Source organism: Rhodococcus kronopolitis (assembly GCF_042654025.1).
Lineage (GTDB): Bacteria > Actinomycetota > Actinomycetes > Mycobacteriales > Mycobacteriaceae > Rhodococcus_G > Rhodococcus_G kronopolitis.
In genome coordinates this window covers 650,818-671,497 of sequence record NZ_JBHSFO010000001.1, presented here as the reverse complement: position 1 = coordinate 671,497, position 20,680 = coordinate 650,818, and the positions used below count along the sequence as shown (strand labels likewise).

General features: G+C 72.8%; 17 protein-coding genes. 11 read left to right on the top strand and 6 right to left on the bottom strand.

What is annotated here, in order from left to right; all coding sequences use genetic code 11:
* Positions 1-61 precede the first annotated feature (61 nt).
* The 3 genes from ACFO6S_RS02985 (at position 62) to guaA (ending at position 4,891) form a co-directional block, all read left to right on the top strand.
* Positions 62-1,201, top strand: a complete 1,140-nt coding sequence (locus tag ACFO6S_RS02985; RefSeq protein WP_378413949.1) for a GuaB3 family IMP dehydrogenase-related protein — start codon at positions 62-64, stop codon at positions 1,199-1,201.
* Between the two features lie 229 nt (positions 1,202-1,430).
* Positions 1,431-3,230: a GMC family oxidoreductase N-terminal domain-containing protein gene (locus ACFO6S_RS02980; protein ID WP_378413948.1), complete on the top strand. Its 1,800-nt coding sequence runs from the start codon at positions 1,431-1,433 to the stop codon at positions 3,228-3,230.
* Between the two features lie 74 nt (positions 3,231-3,304).
* Positions 3,305-4,891 carry a glutamine-hydrolyzing GMP synthase gene (gene guaA, locus ACFO6S_RS02975; RefSeq protein WP_378413946.1) on the top strand — a complete coding sequence of 529 codons (1,587 nt, stop codon included), beginning with the start codon at positions 3,305-3,307 and terminating at the stop codon, positions 4,889-4,891.
* Between the two features lie 95 nt (positions 4,892-4,986).
* Here the strand turns inward: guaA and ACFO6S_RS02970 are convergent, their stop codons facing one another.
* The 4 genes from ACFO6S_RS02970 to ACFO6S_RS02955 form a co-directional block, all read right to left on the bottom strand.
* Positions 4,987-5,427: a PspC domain-containing protein gene (locus ACFO6S_RS02970; RefSeq protein ID WP_378413944.1), complete on the bottom strand. Its 441-nt coding sequence runs from the start codon at positions 5,425-5,427 to the stop codon at positions 4,987-4,989.
* 95 nt (positions 5,428-5,522) lie between these two features.
* Positions 5,523-6,503, bottom strand: coding sequence for an aminoglycoside phosphotransferase family protein (locus ACFO6S_RS02965; RefSeq protein ID WP_378413942.1), 981 nt, complete (start codon positions 6,501-6,503; stop codon positions 5,523-5,525).
* A complete protein-coding gene (locus tag ACFO6S_RS02960; RefSeq protein ID WP_378413940.1) occupies positions 6,503-6,748 on the bottom strand; it encodes a hypothetical protein in 246 nt (81 codons plus the stop codon). Before ACFO6S_RS02960 ends, ACFO6S_RS02965 begins: the two co-directional genes overlap by 1 nt.
* Positions 6,741-8,141: a PspC domain-containing protein gene (locus ACFO6S_RS02955; RefSeq protein ID WP_378413938.1), complete on the bottom strand. Its 1,401-nt coding sequence runs from the start codon at positions 8,139-8,141 to the stop codon at positions 6,741-6,743. Before ACFO6S_RS02955 ends, ACFO6S_RS02960 begins: the two co-directional genes overlap by 8 nt.
* Before the next feature lie 134 nt (positions 8,142-8,275).
* Between ACFO6S_RS02955 and ACFO6S_RS02950 the strand changes: the two genes are divergently transcribed.
* A complete protein-coding gene (locus ACFO6S_RS02950; protein ID WP_378413936.1) occupies positions 8,276-9,652 on the top strand; it encodes a PspC domain-containing protein in 1,377 nt (458 codons plus the stop codon).
* Positions 9,649-10,305: a response regulator gene (locus tag ACFO6S_RS02945; RefSeq protein WP_378413934.1), complete on the top strand. Its 657-nt coding sequence runs from the start codon at positions 9,649-9,651 to the stop codon at positions 10,303-10,305. The genes ACFO6S_RS02950 and ACFO6S_RS02945 overlap by 4 nt, the downstream gene beginning before the upstream one ends.
* A 24-nt stretch (positions 10,306-10,329) precedes the next feature.
* Here the strand turns inward: ACFO6S_RS02945 and ACFO6S_RS02940 are convergent, their stop codons facing one another.
* On the bottom strand, positions 10,330-11,607 hold the full coding sequence (locus ACFO6S_RS02940; RefSeq protein WP_465269183.1) for a serine/threonine-protein kinase: 1,278 nt from the start codon (positions 11,605-11,607) through the stop codon (positions 10,330-10,332).
* Positions 11,608-11,820: 213 nt separating this feature from the next.
* Here ACFO6S_RS02940 and ACFO6S_RS02935 point away from each other — a divergent pair, with 213 nt between their 5' ends.
* From ACFO6S_RS02935 to ACFO6S_RS02910, 6 genes are read left to right on the top strand one after another with little or no spacing between them, the layout of a single operon-like run.
* Positions 11,821-12,615, top strand: a complete 795-nt coding sequence (locus ACFO6S_RS02935; RefSeq protein ID WP_378414082.1) for a hypothetical protein — start codon at positions 11,821-11,823, stop codon at positions 12,613-12,615.
* A complete protein-coding gene (locus ACFO6S_RS02930) occupies positions 12,615-14,183 on the top strand; it encodes a DNA polymerase Y family protein (RefSeq protein ID WP_378413932.1) in 1,569 nt (522 codons plus the stop codon). Before ACFO6S_RS02935 ends, ACFO6S_RS02930 begins: the two co-directional genes overlap by 1 nt.
* A gap of 60 nt (positions 14,184-14,243) precedes the next feature.
* Complete coding sequence (locus ACFO6S_RS02925; protein ID WP_378413930.1) at positions 14,244-16,358, top strand: heavy metal translocating P-type ATPase; 2,115 nt, start codon at positions 14,244-14,246, stop codon at positions 16,356-16,358.
* Positions 16,359-16,367: 9 nt separating this feature from the next.
* A complete protein-coding gene (locus ACFO6S_RS02920; RefSeq protein ID WP_378413928.1) occupies positions 16,368-16,889 on the top strand; it encodes a hypothetical protein in 522 nt (173 codons plus the stop codon).
* A gap of 35 nt (positions 16,890-16,924) precedes the next feature.
* Positions 16,925-17,497, top strand: a complete 573-nt coding sequence (locus ACFO6S_RS02915) for a YdeI/OmpD-associated family protein (protein ID WP_378413926.1) — start codon at positions 16,925-16,927, stop codon at positions 17,495-17,497.
* Positions 17,498-17,522: 25 nt separating this feature from the next.
* Positions 17,523-18,452 (top strand): sucrase ferredoxin, encoded by a 930-nt coding sequence (locus ACFO6S_RS02910; protein ID WP_378413924.1) that lies wholly within the window; start codon positions 17,523-17,525, stop codon positions 18,450-18,452.
* Between the two features lie 52 nt (positions 18,453-18,504).
* Here ACFO6S_RS02910 and ACFO6S_RS02905 read toward each other — a convergent pair whose 3' ends face one another.
* The gene (locus ACFO6S_RS02905) at positions 18,505-20,616 is read right to left on the bottom strand and encodes an MMPL family transporter (RefSeq protein WP_378413922.1); all 2,112 of its coding nucleotides are present in this window, start codon (positions 20,614-20,616) and stop codon (positions 18,505-18,507) included.
* Between the last annotated feature and the right edge of the window lie 64 nt (positions 20,617-20,680).

The following is a 20,680-nucleotide window of genomic DNA, read 5'->3' as shown; positions in this document are numbered from 1 at the left end:
ACGCGTAAGTTCCCGCCTGATCGCAGGCAACCCATCAGCCACATCGAAGAAAGGGGCGCGCGTGCGCGACCTCGTTGAGATCGGCATGGGCCGCACGGCCCGTCGCACCTATGAGCTGGACGACATCGACATCGTTCCCTCCCGCCGGACGCGTTCGTCCAAGGAGGTGTCGACCTCCTGGCAGCTCGACGCGTACCGCTTCGACATCCCGGTGCTCGGTCACCCGACCGACGCGCTGGTGTCGCCGTCGTTCGCGATCGAGCTGGGCAAGCGCGGCGGCCTCGGCGTGATCAACGGCGAGGGGCTGTGGGGTCGGCACGCCGACGTCGAGGCCCAGATCGCCGAGCTGGTGCGGATCGCCGAGTCGGACTCCGACGCCGATGCCCCGATCGCCAAGCTGCAGCAGCTCCACGCGGCCCCGATCCAGCCGGAGCTGCTGGCCGCCGCGGTGGCGCAGGTGCGCGACGCCGGAGTGACGGTCGCGGTCCGGGTGAGCCCGCAGAACGCCCGGGCCCTGACGCCGGCACTGCTGAAGGCGGGCATCGACCTGCTGGTCATCCACGGCACGATCATCTCCGCCGAGCACGTCGTCACCGGCGGCGGCGAGCCGCTGAACCTGAAGACCTTCATCTCCGAGCTGGACGTCCCGGTGGTGGCCGGCGGCGTGAGCGACCATCGCACGGCGCTGCACCTGATGCGCACCGGCGCGGCAGGCGTCATCGTCGGGTACGGCTCGACCGAGGGCGCCACCACCACCGGCGAGGTGCTGGGCATCGGCGTCCCGATGGCGACGGCGATCGCGGACGCCGCGGCCGCGCGCCGCGACTACCTCGACGAGACCGGCGGACGCTACGTCCACGTGATCGCGGACGGCGACATCAGCAGCTCGGGCGACCTGGCCAAGGCCATCGCCTGCGGCGCCGACGCCGCGGTGCTCGGCGCACCGCTGGCCGTGGCCGCCGAGGCGCCGGGCGGCGGCTGGTACTGGCCGTCCGCCGCCGCGCACCCGTCGATGCCGCGCGGCTCCATGCTGCCGGTCTCCTTCGGCGAACGGCCGAGCCTGGACCGGGTGCTCACCGGACCGTCCGACGATCCGTACGGTTCGCTGAACCTGGTCGGCGGCCTGCGCCGGTCGATGGCGAAGTCCGGGTACTCGGACCTCAAGGAGTTCCAGAAGGTCGGGCTGACAGTCCGGGCCTGAACCGCCCCCGGTCGGCCCCGCCGCCCATCGACTGAACGGCACATTCACTCGATCCAATCGAATGAACGCTTCCGTTCAGTCGATCTGATCGAATGAACGGCATATTCGGTCGATGGCGGGGCGAAACTGGTACCCGTCGTTACATTCAACTCCGACCCTGTGGCTCCGGTCACAGGGTCGGAGTGCATACTGGCGGGTAACTAGTTCGGTCTCGTGGTGGAGGTTCCTGATGGGCAAGCGTGCAACCGACTTCGACGTCCTGGTCATCGGTTCCGGGTTCGGCGGCAGCGTCACCGCGCTCCGGCTGGTGGAGAAGGGGTACCGGGTCGGCATCCTCGAGGCCGGTCGCCGGTACGCCGACGCCGACTTCGCGAAGACCAGTTGGGACCTCAAGCGGTTCCTCTGGGCGCCCGCGCTCGGCTGCTACGGCATCCAGCGCGTGCACCTGCTTCGCGACGTCCTGATCCTCGCGGGAGCGGGGGTCGGCGGCGGCTCGCTGAACTACGCCAACACGCTCTACAAGCCGCCCGCGTCGTTCTTCGAGGACCCGCAGTGGCGTGAGATCACCGACTGGCACGACGAGCTGACCCCGTTCTACGACCAGGCCCGCAAGATGCTCGGTGTGGTCCAGAACCCGCACATGACCCCCGCCGACGAGGTGATCAAGTCGGTCGCCGAGGACATGGGCGTCGGCGACACCTTCATCCAGACCCCGGTCGGCGTGTTCTTCGGCGAGCCCGGCAAGACCGTCGAGGACCCGTACTTCGGCGGCGTCGGCCCCGCGCGGACCGGCTGCATCGAGTGCGGTGAGTGCATGACCGGCTGCCGGCACGGCGCCAAGAACACCCTGCTCAAGAACTACCTCGGCCTGGCCGAGAAGGCCGGCGCCCAGATCGTCCCGATGACCACCGTGACCGGGCTGTTCGAGGCCTCGGACGGCACCTGGGACGTGGCCACCCGCCGCACCGGCGCCAAGGTGCGCAAGAACAACAAGACCTACACCGCGCAGCACGTCGTGGTCGCCGCCGGCACCTGGGGCACCCAGCACCTGCTGCACAAGATGAAGGACACCGGCGCCCTGCCGCGGCTCTCCGACAACCTCGGCGAGCTCACCCGCACCAACTCCGAGTCCATCGTCGGCGCGGGCAAGTACAAGGTCGACCCGACCATGGACCTGACCCGGGGCGTGGCGATCACCTCGTCGTTCCACCCGACCCCGGACACGCACATCGAGCCGGTCCGCTACGGCAAGGGCTCCAACGCGATGGGCCTGCTGCAGACCCTGATGACCGACGGCGGCGGCACCACCCCCCGCTGGGTGAAGTTCCTCGGCGTCGTCGCGAAGAACCCGGTGCAGATGCTGCGCATGCTCACGGTGCGGAACTGGAGCGAGCGCACCATCATCGCCCTGGTCATGCAGAACCTCGACAACTCGATCACCACCTACACCAAGCGCGGCCTGCTCGGTCGACGCAAGGTCACCAGCAGGCAGGGGCACGGCGAGCCGAACCCCACCTGGATCCCGGCCGGCAACGACGCGACCCGACGGATCGCGGAGAAGATCGACGGCGTGGCGGGGGGTACCTGGGGAGAGATCTTCAACATCCCGCTCACCGCGCACTTCCTCGGCGGCTGCGCAATCGGCGCCGACGCGAGCCGCGGCGTCATCGACCCCTACCACCGGGTGTACGGCTATCCGACGCTGAGCGTGGTCGACGGCGCCTCGGTGTCGGCGAACCTGGGTGTGAACCCGTCGCTGACCATCAGCGCGCAGGCCGAGCGGGCCGCGTCGCTGTGGCCGAACAAGGGCGAGAAGGACACCCGACCCGACCAGGGCGAGGCCTACCGCCGGATCAGCCCGGTGGCACCGAGGAACCCGGTGGTGCCGGCGTCGGCGCCCGCGGCCCTGGTGCTGCCGATCGTCGAGGTGCGGACCGGCAAGTCCGCCCGCCCGGTGGAGCCGATCGCCGAGGGGGGAACCGGCGAGTCCGCATCCGAGGTGGAGGGCGACTCTCCCGGGGTCCGCTGAGCCCGCGGGGGCGAGTCGGAGCCGAGTCACGGGGGTGTGGGCGGGGGAGTTCCCGCGCTGACTAGACTGACCACGTGGCAGACACCCAGCATTCCGGCTCGTCCCAGCAGCATCCCGTTCTCGTCGTCGACTTCGGGGCGCAGTACGCGCAGCTGATCGCTCGCCGGGTGCGCGAGGCCAACGTCTACTCCGAGGTGGTGCCGCACACGGCGACCGTCGAGGAGATCGTGGCCCGCCAGCCCGCCGCGGTCATCCTCTCCGGCGGCCCGTCGAGCGTGTACGCCGACGGCGCACCGCAACTCGACGCCCGCCTGTTCGACCACGGCATCCCGGTCTTCGGAATCTGCTACGGATTCCAGGCGATGGCCGGTGCGCTCGGCGGCACCGTCACGCACACCGGCACCCGTGAGTACGGCCGCACCCAGCTCAGCGTGGACGGCGGCGTCCTGCACGAGGGCCTGCCCGCCACCCAGCCGGTGTGGATGAGCCACGGTGACGCGGTGACCGACGCCCCGGCCGGCTTCGAGGTGACCGCCACCAGCGCGGGCGCGCCCGTCGCCGCCTTCGAGGACCGGGCCCGACGCCTCGCCGGCGTCCAGTACCACCCCGAGGTGCTGCACTCCCCGCACGGCCAGCAGGTGCTCAGCCGGTTCCTCCGCGACATCGCGGGCATCGCGCCGACGTGGACCGCGGCGAACATCGCCGAGGACCTGATCGAACAGGTCCGCACCCAGGTCGGCGACGGACAGGCCATCTGCGGACTGTCCGGTGGCGTCGACTCGGCGGTGGCGGCGGCACTCGTGCAGCGTGCCATCGGCGACAAGCTCACCTGTGTGTTCGTCGACCACGGTCTGCTGCGGGCGGGCGAGCGCGAGCAGGTTCAGCAGGACTTCGTCGCCTCCACCGGAGCGCGGCTGATCACCGTCGACGCGGTTGACACCTTCCTCGGCGAACTGGACGGCGTCTCGGACCCCGAGACCAAGCGCAAGATCATCGGGCGCGAGTTCATCCGCAGCTTCGAGGGTGCGGTCTCCGAGGTGCTCGGCGAGGCCGCCGAGCACGGCGGGGCCGTCGACTTCCTGGTCCAGGGCACCCTGTACCCGGACGTCGTGGAGTCCGGTGGCGGCACCGGCACCGCGAACATCAAGAGCCACCACAACGTCGGCGGACTTCCGGAGGACCTGCAGTTCAAACTGGTCGAGCCGCTGCGCCTGCTGTTCAAGGACGAGGTCCGCGCCGTTGGCCGCGCGCTGGGGCTGCCCGAGGAGATCGTCGCGCGTCAGCCGTTCCCCGGCCCGGGACTGGCGATCCGGATCGTCGGCAGCGTCAACCAGGAGCGGCTCACCCTGCTGCGCCACGCCGACTCCATCGTCCGTGAGGAGCTCACGGCGGCGGGTCTGGACGGCCAGATCTGGCAGTGCCCGGTGGTGCTGCTCGCCGACGTGCGCAGCGTGGGCGTGCAGGGCGACGGCCGCACCTACGGCCACCCGATCGTGCTGCGGCCGGTCTCGAGCGAGGACGCCATGACGGCGGACTGGACCCGGCTGCCCTACGAGGTGCTCGAGCGCATCTCCACCCGGATCACCAACGAGGTCCCGGATGTCAACCGAGTGGTGCTCGACGTGACGAGCAAGCCGCCGGGAACCATCGAGTGGGAGTGATCCGCCGAACCCGGCGGGGCGCATAGGCGTCTCGCCGGGTTTCCGGTCTTCCCGGATCCGGGCCCAGTGCCCGTAAGCCCCGCCGCGGGTGACGGTCAGCGTGTGGCGGGTCCGCGGCTGTCGAGGTAGAGGTAGCCGCCGACCAGCAATGCCATCCCGACCAGTCCGGCGCCCACCGGCGCGGCACACGCGATCGCGGTGATCACGGTCGCGGCGGCGAGCACCAACGCCGCGGTCCTGGACTCGCCGTCCGCGCCGTCGCCGAGCAGGCTCTCGCCCATCGAACGGGTCTCGTCGGGGGAGCGCATCAGCAGCCAGGCGGCCAGGTAGACCGGGACGCCTGCGCCGGCGAGCAGCAGCGATGCGAGGAACGCCAGCCGGACCGCCCACGCGTTCACGCCCAGCCGGCGGGCGACGCCGACACACACGCCGGCGATCATGCCCTCGGCGGGCAGTCGCTGCGGAAGGTTCTGGAGGAAAGAGCTTTTCGCGGCGCTGGGTCCGAATTCGGTGACGGGGATCTGGTTCTCGCTCATGAAGTCCATGCTCGTCGGCGGGAGGTGCCCGGCGCCATCGGGAAGCACCCGGGTCTTTGCCTCCCGCATCTCGGGGTGCCGTCTCGGGGTGCCGGTCAGAGCGAGGCCAGGCCGGCCGGGTCGACACCGGGATCGGCCCGCCCGCACAGCGCGGTGGCCACCCACAGCGAGCGTGTCGCATCGCCCGGCAGGCCGGATTCGAGGTACTCGAGGTGGTTCTCGACCTCGCGCGCGACCGACCAGCGCCGGGCCAGTTCCCGGTCGAGCCCGGCGGCCTCGGACAGCGCGTGGCAGCGGGCCCGCAGCGCCTCGGCGCCGCCGTCCAGTTCGCCGAGCCGGTTCCACAGCATCGGTGCCACGGCGAACTCGGCGACCCCGAGCAGTGGCTTGGGGTCGATGGCCCGCCACCGCGCGCCGTCGGGGGTGGCGAGGACGTTCTCGAAGTGCAGGTCGGTGTGCACCAGCACCGAACTGCTGTGCACCAGTAGCGAGTTGCCCTGCCCGAGTGTCGATTCGACCGCCGCGTCCCGGCACACCGCGAGCGCCTCGTCGAGCAGCCAGGCCGGGCCGGGCCGGCCGAGACGCTCCCACCGGTCCGGCAGTTCGCAGAGCCAGCGACGGGACAGCTCGGCCAGGGACTCGAACGGTTGCGGCCCCGGGGGGAGCGGGGCGGACAGCTCACGCATCAACGCACCCCAGATCGAGACAGCCTGCGGCACCGGCACATCCCGCAGTGAGCGGGTGTTGTCCAGGCGTTCGAGCAGCAGCACCTGGTGGGCCGGGTCGGCCCGCAGTACCCGAACCGCGCCGCGGCCCGCCCATTCGGCAAGCGCCGCCGCCTCGTGCGCGGACTCGGGGGACGGGTAGGAGATCTTCAACGCAGCAGCGGTGCCGTCGGGCATCCGGACGGGGACCACGATCCCGACGTACCCGTGCCAGACGTCCTCGCCGTCCCGGACCAGATCCCAGGCGGCGAGGTAGCGGTCGGCGAGGCCCGGCAGCCCACCGAGCCAGTCGTCGGCGTCGGTCGCGTACTCGCGCACGTTCGTGCGGTAGCCGTCGGGGATGGCGAGCACTACTTGCGGCGTCCCGGTGCGAAGACCAGCACCAGGCCGACCGCCACGGCCGCGGCCACGACGATCCACTTGGACGGACCTCCGTCGAGGGACTGGAAGTGCTCCGGCCCGATCAGCGACCACACGCTGACCAGCAGCGCGATCAGACCTGCGAACAGCAGACCCGCGGCGGGGCGTCGGGATTTCGCCTGCCCCGTCCGGCCGTTGTCGGTGGAATGGTCGTCCACGTTCCGGTACTCAGCCACGATCCACCGTCAACTCTCCGACCTTGCCGGTCATGTTCAGGGTCAGGACCGGTCCGCCGATCCCGTCGGCGCCGCCGTCCACGCCCTCGGGCAGGCACATCAGCTCTCCCACCGCGATGCTGCAGTGGTTGCGGACGTCCATGTTCGCGGGTACCAGAACGGTGAATTCTCCGATGCCCGAGTCGATCTCGATCTCCTTGTCGCCGGTGAGCGCGACCTGTCGGAGGTCGAGGACGAAGTCGCCGACCTGGCCGGCGTAGTGGTCCTCGAGCTGTGCCGCGTCGGTCGGCGTCCAGGTCTGGTCGCCGAGGTGCCGGTTGTCCCAGTCGACCGGGCCGATCAGCGATGCCAGCACCACGAAGCCGATCAGCGGCCCGGTGACCACGAGCAGACCGTAGCCGCGGCGCAGGAACGCGCCGACGACGAGGCCGACGCCGATCACCGCGAGCGCCACCGCGCCGAGCTGGCCGGCGGAGAGCCACTGGGTGCCGGTCGCGGAGCCGACCGCCCAGGCGGCGGCGGTGACGAGGATGGCGAGGCCGAGCACCGTGGACGTCAGCCGCGACTTCGGCGGCTTCGGCGCCGCGGGCGGCGCCGCGGGGGTCGGCTCGGGCAGGTCCCAGGCGAAGGGGGCGACGCCGAGCGGGTCCCAGTCCGGCGGTGTCGGCGCCGGACCGAACGGGGTCGCCTGCGCCGCGGCGGGCGGCGGTGACGCAGACAGGTGCGGCGTGGTCGGTGGCGTCGTCGGCTCGACCGCGTCGGGACCGGGCCACTCGCCGATCGGTGCGGGATCGCTCGGTCGGGGAGCGGCCTGGAAGCCCGGGGTCGGCTCGTAGGTCTTGGGCAGGGTCGCGTACGCCCCGGGTGCGGTGTACCCGCCGTGGGCGTACGGATGCCTGGTGCCGGGATAGCCACTGCTCGACGCGGCGTCGAGGCCGTCCGGGACCACTCCTGCCGGCAGCGGCGGCGGCACCGGCCTGCGCTGGTGCAGCAGCCAGAGCCCCCCGAGCATCAGCGCCAGGCTGATCAGCCCGGAACCGCCGAGGCCGACGCCGACCGGGCCGAGGGTGCTCAGCGCGATGACCAGTGCCACCGCCAACACCACCGTCCGGGTTCCGGACTCGGAGCTGTGGCCCCGGCCGACCAGCGACTCCGCGGCCGAGGCCTGGTCGCCGGCCCGCGGCAGCAGCAGCCAGCAGGCGAGGTAGAGCGCGATGCCGACGCCGCCGAAGATCGTCGAGACCGCGAACGCGACCCGCACCAGCACCGGGTCCACTCCGTAGCGGTGTCCGATCCCCGCCGCGACGCCTGCGATCGGGCCCCGGCTCGGCAGGCGCACCGGCCGGGTGCGCCACAACTGCTGCAGTTGTTCGGGGAAGCTGGGATTGCTCATGCCCACCATCGTGGCGGGCCCGGGGCGGTGGGCGCATCGGGACAAACCCTGATCTTTGCGTCGTGCCGCGGGGCCGGTGGGGTCAGGGTCTGCCCTGATGCGCCCGACCGGCGCGGCGTGTCACCATCGACGGTGTGCAGCCACCCTTCCGTGCCTACCCACCGGACCCGGCCCTCGCTCCACGGCTCGAGCGCCGGGTGGGTGGTCGGGTGGTCGGCGGCGTCGCGGGCGGTCTCGCCGACCACCTCGGCGTCGACGTGCTCAAGGTGCGGGTGGCGTTCGTGTTCCTGGGCGTGCTCGCCGGTGCGGGCATCGTCGCGTACGGGCTGCTGTGGATCTTCACCCCCGCGGGCACGGACACCGAGCGTCCCAGTCCCGCCGAGCGCAGGCGGGCACTGGGGCTGGCGGTCATCGGCCTCGCCCTGTCCGCGGGGTTGACCTGGCTGCTGAGCGGCACCGCCGCCTCGGTGATCGCGCCGGTGATCGTGGTCGCGATCGGCGCGGCCTTCGTGTGGCGCGAGTTCGACTCCGACGGTCCGAGGTCGGCGATCGGGCTGCCGCAGCGGCCCACGGTGCTCACCTGGGCGCGGGTGCTCGGCGGTGCGACCCTCATCGTGTTCGGGCTGGGCGTGGTGGTGCTCGCTCGCGTCGACCTCGAGTCGTTGCGCTCGTCGCTGCTGGCGGTGGTGGTCACGCTGATCGGTGCGGGGCTGCTGACCGTGCCGCTGTGGCTGCGGATGTGGCGGGCTCTGAGCGAGGAACGCGGCGCCCGGATCCGGAACGAGGAGCGCGAGGAGATCGCCTCGCACCTGCACGACTCGGTGCTGCAGACCCTCGCGCTGATCCAGAAGCAGGCGGACCGCCCACAGGAGGTCATGCGGTTGGCCCGCGGCCAGGAACGGGAGCTGCGCAAGTGGCTCTTCGACGGCGGGGACGCCGCGCACGCCAGCCTGGCCGAGGCGTTGCGCACCATCGCGGGCGAGGTCGAGGACCAGCACGGTGTGACGGTGCGGCCGGTGACGGTGGGCGACGTGCGTCTCGACGTGGACGAGGCCGAGTCGGGTCTGTCCAAGGAGAGCTTCACCGCGCTGCTCGGTGCCACCCGCGAGGCGCTGGTCAACGCGGCCAAGCACTCCGGCGAGACCAATGTCGACCTGTTCGCCGAGGCGGAGGCCGACGAGGTGAACGTGTTCGTCCGTGACCGCGGCACCGGGTTCGACCCGTCCGCGGTGCCTGCGGACCGACAGGGCCTGGCGAAGTCGATCCGGGCACGGGTGGAGCGCCGGGGTGGGCAGGTGGAGGTGCACTCGACCCCTGGGCGCGGAACGGAGATCCGAATTCGGATGCCCCGCACCGGGTCCGGAGCCGCCGATGACGAGGTGACCGAGAACGCCGCCACGCCGGTCCCGGTGGACGGGGCGGCCGTCCTAGAGTGGGCGCAGCAGGTGCCGCGGCCCCCGGCCGATCCCGTCCATCGCACCCAACCCGACAACGAGGAGCAACCCAGGTGACATCCGCCGGACCCGTCTACCGAGTCTTCCTGGTCGACGACCACGCCGTGTTCCGGTCCGGGGTGCGCGCCGAGCTCGCCTCGGAGCCGGACATCGAGGTGATCGGCGAGGCGGGGGCGGTCGCCGAGGCGATCGCGGGGATCAACGCGTCCGCGCCCGACGTGGTGCTCCTCGACGTGCACATGCCCGACGGCGGTGGGATCGCGGTGCTCGGCGGGATCGCGTCGGGTCCGGTGTGCCTGGCGCTCAGCGTGTCCGACGCCGCGGAGGACGTCATCGCGGTGATCCGAGCCGGTGCCCGCGGCTACGTCACCAAGACGATCTCGGGCGCCGAGCTCGCGGACGGGGTGCGTCGGGTGGCCGGCGGCGACGCGGTGTTCGGTCCGCGCCTGGCGGGCTTCGTGCTCGACTCGTTCACCGGCAGGTCGGCGGTGCCGGAGCCGCCGCTGGACCCGGAGCTGGACTCGTTGACCCCGCGGGAGCTCGAGGTGCTGCGGCTGCTGGCCCGCGGGTACACCTACCGGGAGATCGCCGAGACCCTGGTGATCTCGATCAAGACGGTGGAGACGCATGCGTCCAACGTGCTGCGAAAGACGCAGCAGTCCAACCGGAATGCGCTCACCAGATGGGCGCACCGGCGGCGCATCGAGTGACCGTCACGCGGTAGGCCGCGGCCGTCACATCCGGGTCAGCGCGAGGACGACGACGGCGACGACGGCGAGCGCGACGCACAGCAGCACGATGGCGACGGCCATCGGGACCGCGGACGCGGGCCCGGTCGGCGGGGGTGCCACGGGCGGGAAGCCGGGCGCGGCGTGCGGGAAGCCGGGCGCGGCGGGCCCGGGTGCCGCGGGTCCGGGTGCCGTGGCACCGGGCGCTGCGGTGTCCGGGGCGGCGGGCACGTGGGGTCCGGGGCGGGGCACCCGGTCCAGCGGGACGCTCTGGTGTGCGGCGGGCAGTCCGGTGACGGTGCTCGACGGCAGGCGGTTCGCGCGCCGGGCCGGTCCCGTGGCCGCTCCGCGTCGGGCCCAGAACGGCACCGTGCCGTCCGACTCGAGCAGCGGGGCGTCGAGGACGTAGTCGATGCTGCCGCCGGAGCCGGCCGCGATGTTCGCGAGCAGGTCTCGGGCCTGCGCCATGGTGGGCCGTCGGGCCGGGTCGGGCTCGAGCATCACCAGCAGGGCGTCGGTGAGGTCGCCGCTGTGCACCGGTCGCATGATCTCGGCCTTGGCGACCTTGTGCAGCAGGGCGATCGAGTTCTCGTCGATCCCGAACGGGGGCTGGCCCTCGGTGGCGGTGTACAGCGTGGCGCCGAGCGAGAACACGTCGGAGGCCTCGGTGGGATCGTCGCCGCGGGCGACCTCCGGCGCGAAGTAGGCGGGCGTGCCGGTGATCACGCCGGTCTGGGTCCTGTGCGGGTCGCCCTTGGCGCGGGAGATGCCGAAGTCGCTGATCTTCACGGTGCCGGCGGCCCGGCCGCGGTCGGCGATCAGGATGTTGCCGGGCTTGATGTCGCGGTGCACGATGCCGGACGCGTGCGCCTGGGTGAGGGCGTCGGCAACCTGCGCGCCGATCTGCGCGACCTGCCGCGGCGGCAGCGCCTCGGTGACGTTGAGTGCCTGCGCCAGGCTGCGTGAGGGCAGGTACTCCATGACCAGCCAGGGCTCGCCGCCCTCGAGGGCGACGTCGTACATGGCGATGGAGTGGTCGTGGGAGAGCCGGGCCGCGATCCGGCCCTCGCGCATCGCCCGGGACCGGACGTCGTTGGCGGCGGCCTCGCTCATCCCGGCGGTGGAGATGACCTGCTTGATGGCCACTTCGCGGTCGAGCAGGGTGTCGCGGGCCAGCCACACCGAGCCCATGCCGCCGCTGCCGAGCTTGGAGCTCAGGCGGTAGCGGCCGGCCACCAGGTAGTCCGGTCCGACAATCCGCTGCATTCGTTCCTGCTCCGCCACACCGTGAGGGTAGAGGACGCCGTCGAGGGCGTGTCCCGCCAGCGACGTGAGCTCGATCTCTCCTCGCCTTGACGTCGGCGGGGAGGGTGAGTTCTACTTGAATATATCGAAAGAGTGTTCGATGACCGCGTCTTCCCCGTGGGTGTCGTCCGGCTGTGACGTCGGCGGAGGGAGTCTGTGGTGGTTGTGTCTGATGCGGCGATCGGGCCGGGTGTGGTGGCGGCGCGGCGCGGGGTGGGCGAGCCGGGGGCCGGGCTGTCCCGGCCGGAGCGACTCGCGCAGCTTCGTCGGCACATCGCCGCGGTGCCCTCGCGGGGCGAGTCGGTGGTCAGGCCGGTTCGGCTCGGGCGGGGCGCGGAGCACGGCCGGCCGGTGCTGCCGGTGCCGCCCGCACTTGCCCGGCTGCTGCCGCAGGGCGGACTCGCGCGCGGAAGCGTGGTCTCGGTGTCCGGTGCGGGCTCGCTGCTGCTGGGACTGTTGGCGTCGGTGACGGAGTCGGGTGGGCATGCGGCGGTGATCGGGCTGCCCCGGCTGGGCCTGCTGTCCGCCGTCGAGATGGGCGCCGAGCTTGGCCGGCTGGCGGTGGTCCCGGCGCCGGGGCCGGACCCGGTCGAGGTGGCGGCGGTGCTGCTCGACGGCATGGACCTGGTGGTGCTGGGACTCGGTGGGTTGGCGGTGCCGCCCTCGCGGGCGCGGTCGGTGGTGGCGCGGGCACGGAGCAAGGGCGCCACCCTGCTGGTGACGGACGGTCACTGGGGCGGCGCCGAGGTGCGCCTGACGGCCGCGGTGCGCGGATACGAGGGGCTGGGTGAGTCCGGGCTCGGGCGGCTGCGCGGGCTGCGGCTGACGGTCACCGCGGAGGGCCGGGCCTTTCAGGCCCGCACCGCCGCGTTGCACCTGTGCCCCGTCCGGGGCCGGATGGAGTGGAACTCGGAACCGGCAAGGGCCGCCGCCGAATTCGACGACGGCACGCGACCGGGCCGGGTGTCCGGGAGCGGTGTCGCCTGATGGCATGCGCCGCGACGGCCCGGGTGGTGGCGCTGTGGTGTCCGGACTGGCCGGCGATTGCCGCCGCCGCGACGGCGGACCTGGCGCCGACCGAGCCCGTCGCGGTGCTGTCCGGCAACCGGGTGACCGCATGCTCGGCGACCGCCCGCGCTGAGGGGGTCCGCCGGGGGCTGCGCCGGCGGGAGGCGCAGGGTCGTTGCCCCGCACTGCATGTGTTCGCCGCGGACGCAGACCGCGATGCCCGGCTGTTCGAGCCGGTGACCGCGGCCGTCGACGCGGCGGCGCCCGGGGTGGAGGTGCTGCGTCCCGGGCTGCTGGTGCTCGCCGCGTCCGGGGTGAGCCGCTACTTCGGCTCGGAGGAGGCCGCCGCGGAACGGCTGGTCGACGAGGTCGCGGCCGTCGGGGTGGAGTGTCAGGTGGGGGTGGCGGACGAGCTCTCCGTCGCGGTGATCGCGGCGCGCCGGGGAACGCTGGTCCCGCCCGGCGGGGGCGCCGGGTTCCTGGCGCCGTTGCCGGTGGCCGAACTGGCCGCCGAGCCCGCGCTGGCAGCTCCCGAGCGGGGCGACCTGGTGGGCCTTCTGCGCCGGCTGGGCCTGCGCACCGTCGGCGACTTCGCGGCGCTGCCGCCGGTGTCGGTGGCGTCCCGGTTCGGCACCGACGCGGTCCTGGCCCACCGCAGTGCCCGCGGCGAACCGGAGCGGCCGCCCTCGCCGCGGCGGTTGCCGCCGGACCTCGCTGTCGAGCTTCGCCCGGATCCGCCGATCGAGCGGGTGGATGCGGCGGCCTTCGCGGCGCGGGCGCTGGCGCAGCGGCTGCACACGCAGCTGGCGGCCGCGGCGGTGGCCTGCACCCGGCTGCTGGTGCATGCGAGTACCGGTAACGGAGAACACCTTTCGCGGACCTGGCGCTGCGCGGAGCCGTTGACCCCCGAGGCCACGGCCGATCGGGTGCGCTGGCAGCTGGACGGCTGGCTCAGTGGACGCAGCGAGTCCCGGCCGACCGCGGGAATAGAGGTGCTGCGACTCGAGCCGGTGGAGGTGGTGACGGCCGGGGCGCTGCAGCTGGGGCTGTGGGGCGGTGTCGGCGCCGAGGACGAGCGGGCCCGGCGGGCGCTGGTCCGGGTGCAGGGGCTGCTCGGCGGCGACGCGGTGCAGGTGGGGGTGCTCAGCGGCGGCCGGGGTCCGGGGGAGCGGGTGACCCTGCTGCCGCTGGGGGACGAGCTGGTGCCCGCGGCGGATCCCGCGGCGCCGTGGCCCGGTCGGCTGCCCGAACCCGCGCCCTCCGCGGTGCTGGCGGGCCGTCCGGCGGTGACACTCGAGGACGCGGCCGGCGTCGCGGTGTGGGTCACCGAGCGGGGGTCATTCAGCTCGGATCCCGCCCTGTTGCGGTGGGGTCGACGGAGCTGGCGGCTACGGGGCCGGGCGGGTCCGTGGCTGCTGGACGAGCGGTGGTGGGACCCGGCGCAGTCGCGGCGCTCGGCCCGTGCGCAGGTGCTGCTGGACGAGCCGAAGGCGCTGCTGTTGATCTTCGTCGGCGGGCAGTGGCGAGTCGAGGGGGTGTACGAGTGAGGGGGTCGCCCGCGGCTCCACGTCCTGCAATTTATACCCCTAGGGGGTAAGTTTGCGGGCATGGACACCGAGCGCGGAAAGCACACGGACCACCCGGACGGCGCGCCCCACGGGGCCGACCACGGCACGCACCCGTCCGGTCACGACCAGCACGGCGGTCACGACCAGCACGGCGGCGGACACTCCGGGCACGGCGACCACGTCGCCCAGTTCCGGCGGCTGTTCTGGATCATGCTGGCGCTCGCGGTGCCGGTGGTCCTGGCCAACGCGATGTTTGCGGATCTGGTCGGCTACTCGCTGCCCGGCGGCGCCGCGATCACCTGGGTCTCGCCGCTGCTCGGCACGGTCATGTACCTGTGGGGCGGCCGGCCGTTCCTGTCCGGCGCCGTCGCCGAGATCCGGGCCCGCCAGCCCGGCATGATGCTGCTGATCGCGCTGGCCATCACCGTCGCGTTCGTCGCCTCCTGGGGCGCCAGCCTGGGCCTGCTCGCCCACGACCTCGACTTCTGGTGGGAACTCGCGCTTCTCATCGTGATCATGCTGCTCGGGCACTGGATCGAGATGCGATCCCTCGGCCAGGCGTCGAGCGCGCTCGAGTCCCTCGCCGCACTGCTGCCGGACGAGGCCGAACGGATCGAGGGCGACGAGACGGTAACCGTGTCGACCGCCGACCTGGCCGCGGGCGACCTGGTCGTCGTCCGTCCCGGCGGCCGGATCCCCGCGGACGGCACCGTCGTCGACGGCGCCGCCGACGTGGACGAGTCGATGATCACGGGGGAGTCGCTGGCCGTGCGGCGCGCGGCGGGGGACCGCGTGGTCGCCGGCACCGTCAGCACCGACTCGGCGCTGCGGGTCCGCGTCACCGCGGTCGGCGACGACACCGCGCTCGCCGGCATCCGCCGTCTGGTCAGCGAGGCCCAGAACTCCTCCTCGCGGGCCCAGGTGCTCGCCGACCGCGCCGCGGCCTGGCTGTTCTGGTTCGCCCTCGGGGCGGCGCTGATCACCGCGGCGGCCTGGCTGGTCCTCGGCACCCCCGAGGACGCGGTCACCCGCACCATCACCGTCCTCGTCATCGCCTGCCCGCACGCACTGGGCCTGGCCATCCCGCTGGTGGTGTCCATCGCGACCGAGCGGGCGGCCCGGGCCGGGGTGCTGATCACCGACCGCCGGGCGCTCGAGTCGATGCGCACCGTCGACGCGGTGCTCTTCGACAAGACGGGCACCCTCACCAAGGGCAGCCCCGCCCTCGTCGCCGCGGCCGGCGCCGGCGCGGTGGACGAGGACGAGGCGGTCGCCCTGGCCGCCTCCGTCGAACGGGACAGCGAGCACCCGCTCGGCCGGGCCATCGTGGCGGCCGCCGAACGCCGCGGCCTCGCGGTGCCCGTCGTCGACGCGTTCCGCGCGCACAACGGCGTGGGCGTCACCGGCACCGTCGCCGGGGTAGAGGTCGGCGTCGGCGGACCGAAGATGCTCGCCGACCGCGGGCTGGACGCGCTGCCCGAGACCCGGGACTGGGCGGCGCAGGGGTCGACGGTGCTGCACGTGATCCGCGACGGCGGCGTCGTCGGGGCGGTGGCGCTGGCCGACGAGATCCGCCCGGAGTCGGAGCAGGCCATCGAGGCCCTGCACCACCGTGGCGTGCACGTCGTGATGATCACCGGCGACGCGGAGGCGGTGGCGCAGTCGGTCGCGCGTCGGCTGGGAATCGACGAGGTGTTCGCAGGCGTGCTGCCGCAGGACAAGGGCGCGAAGGTCAAGGAGCTGCAGTCCGCGGGCCGCAGGGTGGCCATGGTCGGTGACGGCGTCAACGACGCCCCCGCGCTGGCCCAGGCGGACGTCGGGATCGCCATCGGCGCCGGCACCGACGTGGCCATCGCATCCGCCGGGGTGGTGCTGGCCAGCGACGACCCGCGTTCGGTGCTGTCGGTGATCGAGCTCTCCCGCGCCACCTACCGCAAGATGATCCAGAACCTCACCTGGGCGGCCGGGTACAACGTGATCTCGGTGCCGCTCGCCGCGGGCGTCCTGGCGCCCTGGGGTTTCACCCTCCCCATGGAGGTCGGTGCCCTGTTGATGTCCGCGTCGACGGTGGTGGTGGCGCTCAACGCCCAGCTGCTCCGACGACTCGACCTGCGTCCCGAGGCGATCCTGGGTGCGCCCGCTCATCGGGGCTAGTGTCGCCGAATGGCACTGACGGCCCTCGACGGCAAACTCATCGGATGGTCGGCGGCATACGTGCTGTCGCAGGCCAACATTGCGCGACTGCTCGGCCCGACCGCGCCGAAGCTCCTGCAGACCCAGACGGCGCTGTCCGCGCGGTCCTACCGGGCGGCGCTCGACAGCATGGACGCGGCCGAGACGGCCCGGTTCCGCAGCCATTTCGCACCGGACATGGTCCACCCGGTGATCTACGCCGTCGCCCTGTCCGCCGGCGGGCGGCGGCTCGGGCAGCTGACCGACCTGTCGCCGGCCACCCGGCGCGCGTTGGCCGTCGCACCGGTGGCGGCCGCGGCGGCGGACTACCTGGAGAACGTGGTGGACCTGCACCTGCTCGACCACCGGGAGGCGATCACCGACGCCCGGGTGCGGGCGATCTCCTCCGTCAGCATCACCAAGTGGGTGCTGAGCATCGGCACGCTCGCCTACCTGACGCAGGGGTTCGTGCGGGTGTGGGCGGGCATGGCGGCCGGTCGTCGGCGGATGTGATCGCGCCGGCCCCGAGGTCCGCCTACGGTGAGGGCATGGTCGTCGAACGCAGCATCGAGTACTTCCCCGATCCGGACGCGTTTCGCGCCTGGCTGGCCGAACACCACGACAGCTCGCCCGGGATCTGGCTCAAGTTCGCCAAGAAGGACTCGGGACACACCAGCGTCAGCTACGACGAGGCGCTGGACATCTCCCTGTGCTTCGGCTGGATCGACGGCCAGGCCCGACCCCTCGACGACGAGTTCTGGTTGCGGGGGTTCACCCCACGCCGGGCGCGCAGCCCCTGGTCGAAGCGCAACCGGGAGAAGACGGAGCGGCTGATCGCCGACGGGCTGATGCAGCCCGCCGGGCAGGCCGCGATCGAGGCGGCCCGCGCGGACGGGCGCTGGGACCGGGCCTACGAGGGGCAGTCGACCGCGACCGTGCCGCAGGACTTCCTCGACGCGTTGGCACGGGTGCCGGCGGCGGAGGAGTACTTCGCGACGTTGAACAAGTCCAACCGGTTCGCGGTGATCTACCGCCTGCAGGACGCGAAGAGGCCGGAGACCCGGGCCCGACGGATCGAGAAGTTCGTGCAGATGTTCGCCGAGGGCACCCCGCTGCACTGACGGCCGCCGCGGGCACAATGGTGCCGTGACGTCCCTCCAGACCGGCTCGGCCCCGCAGCCCGGCCCGGTCCCACAGACCTGTTCGGCGCTGTCCGCCGTCGACGAGCCGTTGCCCGGCACCGCGGCCCAGGTCACCGGTTGGCTGTGCCTCGAACACCCGGGCGCCTGGGGCCGCGACGTGTTCGCCGGCGAGGCCTTCGACCCGGAGCTGTCGGCGGCGCTGCAACGCCACACCGAGGCGGCCGGGGTGCGGTTGCTGCTGATCCGTCGGCCCGGACGGGCCGTGGCGGCGCCGGCGCGGCGCACGGTGCTGTTCTCGCGCTCGGACCCGTCGGCCGCGTGGTGCGAGCGGTTCGAGGTCGGCGCCCCGGCCGAGCTGCTCGACCTCGACCTGACGCCGACCGTCGCCCCGCCGGGTCTCGGGACGTCGGTGACCGAGCCGGTGGCGCTCGTCTGTGCGCACGGCAAGCGCGACCAGTGCTGCGCGGTGCTCGGCCGCCCGGTCGCGGCGACGCTGGCGGACCGGTTCGGCGACGCGGTGTGGGAGTGCTCGCACACCGGCGGGCACCGGTTCGCGCCGTCGATGATCCTGTTGCCGAGCGGACTGACCTACGGTCGGCTGGGGGCGGAGGCCAGCGTCGAGTCGGTGCTCGCGGCGCGCGAGGGCGAGGTGTACCTGCCGGGTCTGCGTGGTCGAAGTTGCTGGAGTCCGGATGGTCAGGTTGCGGAAATCGCGGTGCGCGAACGGGTCTCGGCGTCCGACACGGACCTGGTCGTCGAGGACGTCGTGGTGGACGGCCGGGCGGCCGGGGCATTGGTGCGGCACCGGGACGGCCGGTCCTGGGAGGTCGAGACCACCCGCGTCGAACTCGAGGCGCGACCGCCGAGCTGCGGCGCACTCGCGAAGTCGGTGACCGCAGTCGTCGCCGCCGCGGTCACGCCGCAGCACTCCTGACGCCGCTGCACTCCGGCCCACCCGGCGCGCGGTCCGCGCCGGGCGGTCGTGACTAGTGCCCGATGCCGACCTTCTCGTACACCCGCCGCATCCAGGCCGGTGCCCACCAGTTGGCGTCGCCCATCAGCTTGACCAGCGACGGCACCAGCAGCATCCGCACCACGGTGGCGTCGATGATCAACGCGACGATCATGCCGACTCCCAGGAACCGCATGATCGAGAGCCCGGACAGGGTGAAGGCCCCGGTCACGATGATCAGCAGCGCGGCCGCGGCCGTGACGATCCGGCCGGTCCGCTGCGTGCCGATCCGGACGGCGTCCTCGGTACTCGCGCCGTTCTCCCGGGCCTCGACCATCCGGGACATCAGGAACACCTCGTAGTCGGTGGACAGGCCGAAGACCACCGCCAGGATCAGCACCACGAACGTCGGTTCCAGCGGGTTCGGGGTCACCCCCAGCATCGCGGCCCCGTGGCCCTCCTGGAACACCCAGGTGAGCACGCCGAAGGTGGCCGCCAGGCTGAGCCCCGCCATCGCGACGGCCTTGACCGGCAGCACCACCGACCCGAAGGCCAGGAACAGCAGCACCAGGGTGGAGCCGACCATGATGGCGATCATCAGGGGCAGGTTGTCGGCGATGGAGGTGTTGCCGTCGAGGGTGAGCGCCGCCCCGCCGCCGACCTTCACGTCGGTGCCGGCCGGCGCGTCGATGGCACGCAGGTCCTGCACGGTGTCGGCGGGCGCGGTGCCCTCGGCATAGGTGGCCTGCAGCAGCGCGAAGTCGTCGGCGGCCGCGACCATCCGCACCTGGCTGACCCCGTCCAGGGTGCGGGCCTGCGCGACGACGTCGGCGAGCTGCGCGGTGGTCGGCGGTGCCCCGTCCTCGCCGCGCACCAGGACGCTGGCCGCCTCGCCGGTGGTCGGGAACTCGGTGGCGAGGGTCTGCGAGGCCGCCCGGGCCGGATCGTCCGGGGGCAGCGCGGTGTAGGTGATCTCGCCGAGGGAGGCGCCGAGCAGCGGGGACGCCAGCAGCAGCAGGCCCGCGACGATGGTGACCGCGACGGTGACCGGCCGACGCATCACCCGGGTGACGACGCCGCCCCAGAACCGGGTCGCCCGCTCCTCACCGCGCTCGACTGCGCCGCGTCGCCAGGCCAGCGAGTTGATCCGGTGGCCGAGGACGGCGAGCAGGGCGGGCACCGCGGTGAGCGAGAGCAGCGCCGCGCTGATCACCGCGGCGATGGCGCCGAAGCCGAGCGAGCGGATGACCGCCTGCGGGAAGACGAGCATGCCGGCGAAGGCGCACACCAGCAGCAGGCCGGAGAACAGCACCGTCCGGCCCGCGGTGGTGACGGTCCGGCGCACCGCCTCGCCCGGTTCGCTGCCCGCGGCGAGTTCCTCCCGGTACCGGCTGACGACGAACAGGCCGTAGTCGATGGCCAGGCCCAGGCCCAGCAGCGAGGCCACGTTCAGCGCGAACGAGCTGACCTCGGTGAACATGGTCAGGATGCGGAGCGTGGCGAACGCGCTGAAGACGGTGAGCATGCCGACGAACACCGGGACGGCGGCGGCCACCACGGTGCCGAAGACCAGCACCAGCAGCAGCAGGGTGATGGGCAGCGCGATCGCCTCGGCGCGCACCAGGTCCTGCTGCAGGTGCTGGGTGAACGAGTTCCCGACCACGGTGCCGCCGCCGAACTGGACGTCGATCCCCGGTGGGCTCAGCGCGCGGGTCATCTCGTCGAGGTCGGCGAGCTGCGGCCCGGCGTCCCAGTCGATCGAGACGGTCGCCACGGCCTTGGTGCCGTCGTTGGAGGTCAGCTCTGTCGCGGAGGCGGGGTCCACGGACCAGTACGAGACGACGGACCGCGTCGGCACCTGCTCCTTGAACGCGGCGAGCGTCTGCTGGACCTCGGGTCCGATGTCGGCGAGCGTCCGGCCCTCGGGTGCGGTGTAGATCGCCACGATGTCGGGGGACTGCGACCCGAGGCGGTCCTGGACGAGCGAACTGACCCGGGCCGCCTCGCTGTTCGGGTCGATGTACCCGCCCTGGCTGAGCTTGGCGAAGACGCCGAGTCCCCACAGCCCGCTGATCACGACGGTGAGGACCGCGAGGGCCAGGACCCACCATTTTCGGGAGACGACGAACGAGGCCCAGCGCGTCATGATGTTGCTGCTCTCTTCAGGTGGGGGCGGGACGGCGCCACGACTCTACCGAGGGGCGTCCGGG

What these genes read in the sequence shown, in the direction of transcription:
- ACFO6S_RS02980 (WP_378413948.1), top strand. Translation starts at nt 1,431, where the DNA reads ATGGGCAAGCGTGCAACCGACTTCGACGTCCTGGTCATCGGTTCCGGG.
- ACFO6S_RS02970 (WP_378413944.1), bottom strand. Translation starts at nt 5,427, where the DNA reads ATGAGCGAGAACCAGATCCCCGTCACCGAATTCGGACCCAGCGCCGCG.
- ACFO6S_RS02955 (WP_378413938.1), bottom strand. Translation starts at nt 8,141, where the DNA reads ATGAGCAATCCCAGCTTCCCCGAACAACTGCAGCAGTTGTGGCGCACC.
- ACFO6S_RS02930 (WP_378413932.1), top strand. Translation starts at nt 12,615, where the DNA reads ATGGCATGCGCCGCGACGGCCCGGGTGGTGGCGCTGTGGTGTCCGGAC.
- ACFO6S_RS02925 (WP_378413930.1), top strand. Translation starts at nt 14,244, where the DNA reads ATGGACACCGAGCGCGGAAAGCACACGGACCACCCGGACGGCGCGCCC.
- ACFO6S_RS02920 (WP_378413928.1), top strand. Translation starts at nt 16,368, where the DNA reads ATGGCACTGACGGCCCTCGACGGCAAACTCATCGGATGGTCGGCGGCA.
- ACFO6S_RS02915 (WP_378413926.1), top strand. Translation starts at nt 16,925, where the DNA reads ATGGTCGTCGAACGCAGCATCGAGTACTTCCCCGATCCGGACGCGTTT.
- ACFO6S_RS02905 (WP_378413922.1), bottom strand. Translation starts at nt 20,616, where the DNA reads ATGACGCGCTGGGCCTCGTTCGTCGTCTCCCGAAAATGGTGGGTCCTG.